The 6,325-nt window shown below is 73.9% G+C and carries 7 protein-coding genes; 3 read left to right on the forward strand and 4 right to left on the reverse strand.

Translation table 11 applies throughout. The features are described 5' to 3' along the window. A partial coding sequence (locus GTW43_RS01865) for a hypothetical protein (protein WP_161299773.1) occupies nt 1–392 on the forward strand: 392 nt, incomplete at its 5' end. Between the two features lie 87 nt (nt 393–479). Here the strand turns inward: GTW43_RS01865 and GTW43_RS01870 are convergent. Continuing rightward, nucleotides 480–1,631, reverse strand: a complete 1,152-nt coding sequence (locus GTW43_RS01870) for a S1 family peptidase (protein ID WP_161299774.1) — start codon at nt 1,629–1,631, stop codon at nt 480–482. A 216-nt stretch (nt 1,632–1,847) separates the two neighbouring features. Between GTW43_RS01870 and GTW43_RS01875 the strand changes: the two genes are divergently transcribed. After that, a complete protein-coding gene (locus GTW43_RS01875) occupies nt 1,848–2,450 on the forward strand; it encodes a VOC family protein (protein WP_161299775.1) in 603 nt (200 codons plus the stop codon). A gap of 88 nt (nt 2,451–2,538) precedes the next feature. Here the strand turns inward: GTW43_RS01875 and GTW43_RS01880 are convergent, their stop codons facing one another. The 3 genes from GTW43_RS01880 to GTW43_RS01890 form a co-directional block, all read right to left on the reverse strand. Further along, a complete protein-coding gene (locus tag GTW43_RS01880; protein ID WP_161299776.1) occupies nt 2,539–3,756 on the reverse strand; it encodes an MFS transporter in 1,218 nt (405 codons plus the stop codon). 253 nt (nt 3,757–4,009) lie between these two features. Beyond that, a complete protein-coding gene (locus tag GTW43_RS01885) occupies nt 4,010–4,702 on the reverse strand; it encodes an aspartate/glutamate racemase family protein (protein ID WP_161299777.1) in 693 nt (230 codons plus the stop codon). A 26-nt stretch (nt 4,703–4,728) separates the two neighbouring features. Further along, on the reverse strand, nt 4,729–5,331 hold the full coding sequence (locus GTW43_RS01890) for a TetR/AcrR family transcriptional regulator (protein WP_161299778.1): 603 nt from the start codon (nt 5,329–5,331) through the stop codon (nt 4,729–4,731). Between the two features lie 191 nt (nt 5,332–5,522). Between GTW43_RS01890 and GTW43_RS01895 the strand changes: the two genes are divergently transcribed. Continuing rightward, the coding region (locus tag GTW43_RS01895; protein ID WP_161299779.1) for a class I SAM-dependent methyltransferase at nt 5,523–6,325 on the forward strand (803 nt) is incomplete at its 3' end.

Consider the following 6,325-nt stretch of genomic DNA (forward strand, 5'->3'; position numbering starts at 1 on the left):
TGCTGGTCGACGGCACGTGCACGCTCGTCTACATGTTCACGCAGTGGCTGCGGCAGGCGCACGAGGACCAGGGCAAGGACGTCATCGAGTACGTGGTGCCGACGCTCGTGGAGTCGATGCGGATGATGCCGAAGAGCGTGCGTCCCGAGGTCATCCCGACCATGGTGGGGCTGGTCGTGGCCGCGGGCATCGGGCTGAGCCCGAACCTGTGGCGCGGAAGGTACGGCGACTGGGCCGAGGACGAGTTGACCCCGCTGGAGGCGACGGCCTTCCTCCTCGCGGAGCACATCAACCGCGTCACCGAGGACCGGGACTTCGCGACCCGCCTGATCGGCGCGGCTCTGTCGGAGGCCGAGAGTGTCGAGGGCGCCGACGGTGCCGAGGAGGTGTGAGTCCGGCGCACCCCCTCGGCGGTCCGGCCGGTGCGGTGGCCCCGTGGGGCGGCACCGTACCGGCCGGCGTATCGCCGTGCCCCTCGCTCACGCCGTGTGCAGCGTCAGCCCGTAGCGGCCCAGGATCTCGTTGATCGGCTGGTACCAGGTCTCGCCGCCCGACGTGCAGTCTCCCCAGCCGCCGGACGTGACGCCCTGTGCCTGGTCGCCGCTGATGAACGAGCCGCCCGAGTCGCCGGGTTCGGCGCACACGCTGGTCTTGGTCATCTCGTGCACGGCGCCCTGGCTGTAGTTCACCGTCTCGTTCTTCGCCAGGACGGTTCCGCAGTGCCAGTGCGACGTGGAGCCGGAGCGGCAGATCGAGGCGCCGACGGGGGCCTCGGCCGAGCCGCGGACCAGCTGGTCCGAGACCGTGCCCCAGCCGAGCACGACCGGGACGGTCCACCAGCCGCTGCCGACGTTGACCCACGCGTAGTCGTTGTCCGGGAAGGACGAGCCCTGGAAGTTGCCCACGTACGAGCCGTCCCAGCCGTTGACCCCCTGCCCGGCGCCGCCGCAGTGGCCCGCGGTGACGAAGCCGCCCTGCACCGAGAAGCCGATGGAGCAGCGGACGTTGCCCGTGTAGTACGGGTCACCGCCGACGGTTCCCGCGGCGAGTGTGGTGGGGCGGTGCGCCGTCGTGGCGACCCGGACCGGCCCGGCGTCCCGGGCCTGGGCCAGGAAGCGCTTGACATCGTTGTCAGCCTGGTGGCCGGAGACCACGTCCACGACGACCCGGTTGGTGCGCACGTCCACGCGCCAACTGCTCACGCCCGCCGGGGCGTCGAGCCGGTCGAGGCGCTCGCGGGTCGCGTCGAGCCGGCGTTCGGTGTGCGTCACGACCTTCACGGCCGCGCCCGTGGCCGATATGGCGGCGGCCTTGTCGCGGTCGGTGACGGCGACGGTCAGCTTCCTGGTCGCGGGGGTGAACCAGGACCCGGCGTAGGCGCTCCCGGCGGCGGCCCGCGCCCGCTTCTCGATGCCGGTCGCCGTCCTCTCGGCGGCCAGCCGGTCCGTGGCCTCGGCCCGGGTGAGTCCGAAGTCCCGCTGCATGGCGGCGAGTACGCCGTCGGAGGCGGGTGCCTGAGCGGTGCGCGCGGTGCCGTCGGCGGCGGACGCGGGCACGAGCCCGGCGGTCACGCAGGCACCGGTGACCAGGAGCGCGGACAGCGCGGTGCGGAGGGATCTGGTACGTCTCATGCGGATCGGCCCTTCGTTGTTCCAGTGGTGTGGGGGTGGAACAGCAAAGCCTGGGAGTCACGTCGCCGAGCGCTCCCGGGACATGCCGGGGCGAGCCTAGCGGCCCGGCATTGGCAGGTCCATACCAAGGGCGGCCTGTTGCTCACGGGGTGTCAGGCGCTATGAAGGCCACGGGCCGGCCCGGATCCCCCGGCCGGCCGGGACGAGGAGGACCCGATGCTGACGGGTGTGGTGGTCGACGCGCTGGACGTCCCCCGCACGGAGCGCTTCTGGCGGGACGCGACATACGGCAGGACGGACGGTCTGCGCCTGCGGTTCGTCCCGGCCGCGGGCCCGAAAGGCGCGGTCAAGAACCGTCTGCACCTCGACCTTGCGGGCGGCCCCGGCTGGGCGGCCGAGGTGGGCCGGCTGCTCGGACTCGGGGCGACACGCGCCGACATCGGGCAGGGGGACGTCCCGTGGGACGTGCTCGCGGACCCCGAGGGCAACGAGTTCTGCGTGCTGCGCCCCGGCCATCCCGGAGTGCGCGCCGCGTCGGGGCTCGCCGCGGTCTGTCTCGATGTCGCCGGGGAACTGCGCGACGCCCAGCAGGCGTTCTGGGAGGCGCGGGCGCAACGGCACACCGTCGAGTCCGACCCCTGGTGCGTCCGCCTGCGGCAGGGGCCCGGGGGCGCCGTCCCGTTGGTGATGGGCCCGCCGGCGGCACCGAAGACCGGCCGCAACCGGCTCCGGCTCGAGGTGTCCCACCGGACCGACGCGGTGGGGGAGTTCACCGACCCCTGCGGGAACGAGTACGAGGTGACGCGCGGCGCGCAGTGAGACGCCGACGCGCCCGTGGGACGAGAGACGCCCTCCGGACCCGGTGCGGCCGGGTCCGGAGGGCGTCGTCGTCGGGCGGGTGTTGCCGTTACGCCGTGCTTCCGGGGGCGGGCTCCGGTGCCGCCTCCGGTGCGGGGGACGCGGCGACGACCTCGCTGGGCTCGGAGCCGCGGTCCATCGCGCCGCCCATGAACGCCAGACCGAGACCCGCGAGGGCCAGGGCCGCGCCGACCAGGGTGGGCGCGGCCCAGCCCCAGCCCGCCGAGATCACGAGTCCGCCGAGCCAGGCGCCGCCCGCGTTCGCGAGGTTGAAGGCGGAGTGGTTGGAGGCGGCCGCCATCGTCGGTGCGTCCTTCGCCTTGGCCATCAGCAGCATCTGCACCGGCGTCGTGATCAGCGAGCCGAGCGCGCCGACCAGGGTGATGGTGATGAGCGCGGGCACCGCGCTGTGGACGGTGAAGAAGAACGCCACCAGCGCCGCGGCGAGCAGCAGCAGCCCCGCGTACAGCGTCGGGCGCAGGGCGCGGTCCGTGAGCGGGCCCGCGACGAGCGTGCCGAGCGTCATGCCGACGCCGTAGAGGGCGAGCACGAGGGTCGTCGAGCCGTCCGAGAAGCCCGTGAGGTGCGTCAGCATCGGGACGAGGTAGCTGTACACGGCGAAGAAGCCGCCGAAGCCGACGACGGCGGTGCCGAGACCGATCGCGACCTGCCGGTTGCCCATCGCGCGCAGTTCGTGCCGCACACCGGACTGCTGCCCGCGCGGCTGGTGCGGGACGAAGAGGGCCAGGGCCGCGAAGGCGAGCACGCCGATGACGGCGACGGCTCCGTAGGCGGTGCGCCACCCGAGGTGCTGGCCGAGTGCGGTGCTCGCGGGGACGCCGACGATGTTCGCGACGGTGAGGCCGAGGAACATCTTGGAGACGGCGCGCGCCGCGCGGTCGGGGGTGACGAGCCGGGAGGCGACGACGGCGCCGACGCCGAACAGGGCGCCGTGCGGCAGGCCCGCGAGGAAGCGTGCCGCGAAGAGGAGCCCGAAGTCGGGGGCGAGGGCGGACGCGGTGTTGCCGACGACGAACAGCGCGGACAGGAGCAGCAGCAGCTTCTTGTGGGGGATGCGCGCACCGATGCCCGTCAGGACGGGGGCGCCGACGACGACGCCGAGCGCGTACGCCGACACGAGGTTGCCGGCGTGCGGTACGGACACGCCGATCCCGTCGGCGATCTGGGGCAGCAGCCCCATCGTCGCGAACTCGGTCGTGCCGATGCCGAACGCGACGACGGCCAGGGCCAGCAGAGCCAAGGGCATGGTGCAGGAGAACCTTTCGGTACAGCGGTGCGGGAACGCGGTGGCGGCCAGGGGCCGCGGGCGTCCCGGCCCCTGCGGCGGTGCCGGATCCTGCGGCCGATCGCGCTGAGCACCCTTGCCCGGCGCCCCCGTGGCGGGGCGAGCCATTAGGGCTTCAGCAGCCCCGGCGGGCCACGTATTCCTGGATTCGCGCCCGCCGTGCGTGACCTACGTCATGTCAGGACCGCTGCGCCGCGGTGACCGTCGGCTCGTGTCAGGGCCGGAGCGCCGCCGTGACCGCCGCTTCGGCGTGCAGCCGCGTCGTCGGGAAGACGGGCACGGGGCTGTCCTGCTGCCCGACGAGCAGCTCGATCTCGGTGCAGCCGAGGACGACGCCCGCGGCCCCGCGCCCGACGAGCGAGCCGATCACCTCGCGGTAGGCCTCGCGGGAGGCGTCGCGCACGATCCCGAGGCACAGCTCCTCGTAGATGACCCGGTGCACGATCGCCCGCTCGGGCGCGTCGGGGACGATCACGTCGAGGCCGCGCGCCGCGAGCCGCGCCCGGTAGAAGTCCTGCTCCATGGTGAACGCGGTGCCCAGGAGCCCGACCCGGGTCACTCCGGCCGCGAGCACCGCGTCCGCCGTCGCGTCGGCGAGGTGCAGCAGCGGGACGCTCACCGCGTCGGCGACCCGGTCGGCGACCTTGTGCATCGTGTTGGTGCAGATCAGGACGAGGTCCGCGCCGGCCCGCTCGAGCGCCGCGGCGGCGTCGGCGAGCAGCTCGCCGGCCTCGTCCCAACGGCCCTGCACCTGGAGTTGCTCGATCTCGGCGAAGTCCACGGAGTAGAGCACGCAGCGTGCGGAGTGCAGCCCGCCGAGACGCGCGCGGGTGAGTTCGTTCAGCAGGCGGTAGTACTCCGCCGTCGACTCCCAGCTCATCCCGCCGAGCAGTCCGATCGTCCGCATGCGCGCCTCCTCGATGGCGTCGGTCGTCAGGCCGGGCGTTCCCCGTGGCCGTCCACCAGTGTGGCCACCAGGCGTTTCATCGACCGACGGGGGTCGGGGTCGCCCGGCCTGCCGGTCATCAGGAGGTGGTGCGCGGTGCCGACCAGGGCCAGTGCGACGGTGTCGGGGACGAGGTCCTGCGGGACGCGCCCGAGCTCCCGTTCCGCCGTCAGATAGTCGGTGACGGCTGCCTGGATCGAGGCGAAGCCGGGGGCCCCGCCCTCCAGGGCCTCGCGGACCCGGATCGCCGCTGCGGGCCGCGTCACGGCGAGCCCCGAGACGGCGGCGCCGCCCGAGTCGAAGAGGGCCAGGGTGACCGCTTCCAGGTTTCCCGTCACGGTGCCCCGGCCGGCATGGTCCACCAGCTCCTCGGCCTTGCGTGTGGTCCGCTCGAACCGGTCGAGGCAGAGCTCGGCCACGAACTGGTCGAGGCCCGCGAAGTGCGTGTGCAGCAGACCCTTGGCGCAGCCCGCCTCGGTGGTGACGGCCCGGCTGGTGAGTGCGCCCGGCCCGTCCCTCTCCACGACCCGCTCCGCCGCCGCGAACAGCCGCTCGCGTACGTCCGGGGTCGCCACTCCGCGCGGTGACATGGACCTCGCTCCCGTTCGTCCGGGCCGCCCGACGGCGGCACACCGGTGAGACTACCGGCCCTTGCCAGGTATGGGCGTGTGCCCATACTGTTTGGGCGAGCGCCCATTCTCGGCGCCGCCCGTTCCCTGAGCCGTTCATTCGCCCGTTCTTCCGCCCGTACATACGTCGTCGTCGGACACAGGAGGCAGTCGTGCCGCACATGGCCAACACCGAGCAGGCTCAGGCGTGGAACGGCCCGGAGGGCGACCACTGGGCCCGCCACCAGGACCGCTGGAACGCCGTGAACGAAGGCTTCGACGCACCCCTCGCCGACGCCGCGGAGATCGCGGGGGACTGCCGCACCCTCGACCTGGGCTGCGGCTCCGGGCAGACCACGCGGCTCGCCGCCCGCCGGGCGCCCCGCGGGCACGCGCTCGGACTCGACCTCTCGGGCCCGATGCTGGCCGCCGCCCGTGCCCGCGCCGCGGCGGAGGGGCTCACCAACATCGCGTTCGTCCAGGGCGACGCCCAGGTCCACCCGTTGGAGGAGGGCGCGTTCGACGCCGCGATCAGCCGCTACGGCGTGATGTTCTACGCCGATCCGGTGGCCGCCTTCTCCCACGTCCGCCGGGCCCTGCGCCCCGGCGGCAGGCTGGCCTTCGTCTGTCCGGCCGGCGCCGGGCTCAACGAGTGGGTGGCGGCGGTGGCGTCGCTGCGTGCACACGCCGACGTCGGCGCGTTCGGCCGGCCGGGGCTGCCCGGCATGTTCTCGCTCGCCGAACCGGACCGCATCCGCGAGATCCTCACGGCCGCGGGGTTCACCGCCCTCAGCGTCCGGCGGGCCGAGGCGTACGGTGTGTGGGGCGACGGGGCCGAGGGCGCGGCCGGTTTCCTGCTCGGATCGGGGCCCGGCCGCCATCTCCTCCAGCAGGCCGCCGCCCCGGCGCGGTCCGCCGCCCGGCGCACCCTGACCGAACACCTGCGCCGTCACGAGGCGGCGGACGGCACGGTCCA

This window comes from Streptomyces sp. SID5785 (assembly GCF_009870065.1).
Classification (GTDB): Bacteria; Actinomycetota; Actinomycetes; order Streptomycetales; family Streptomycetaceae; genus Streptomyces.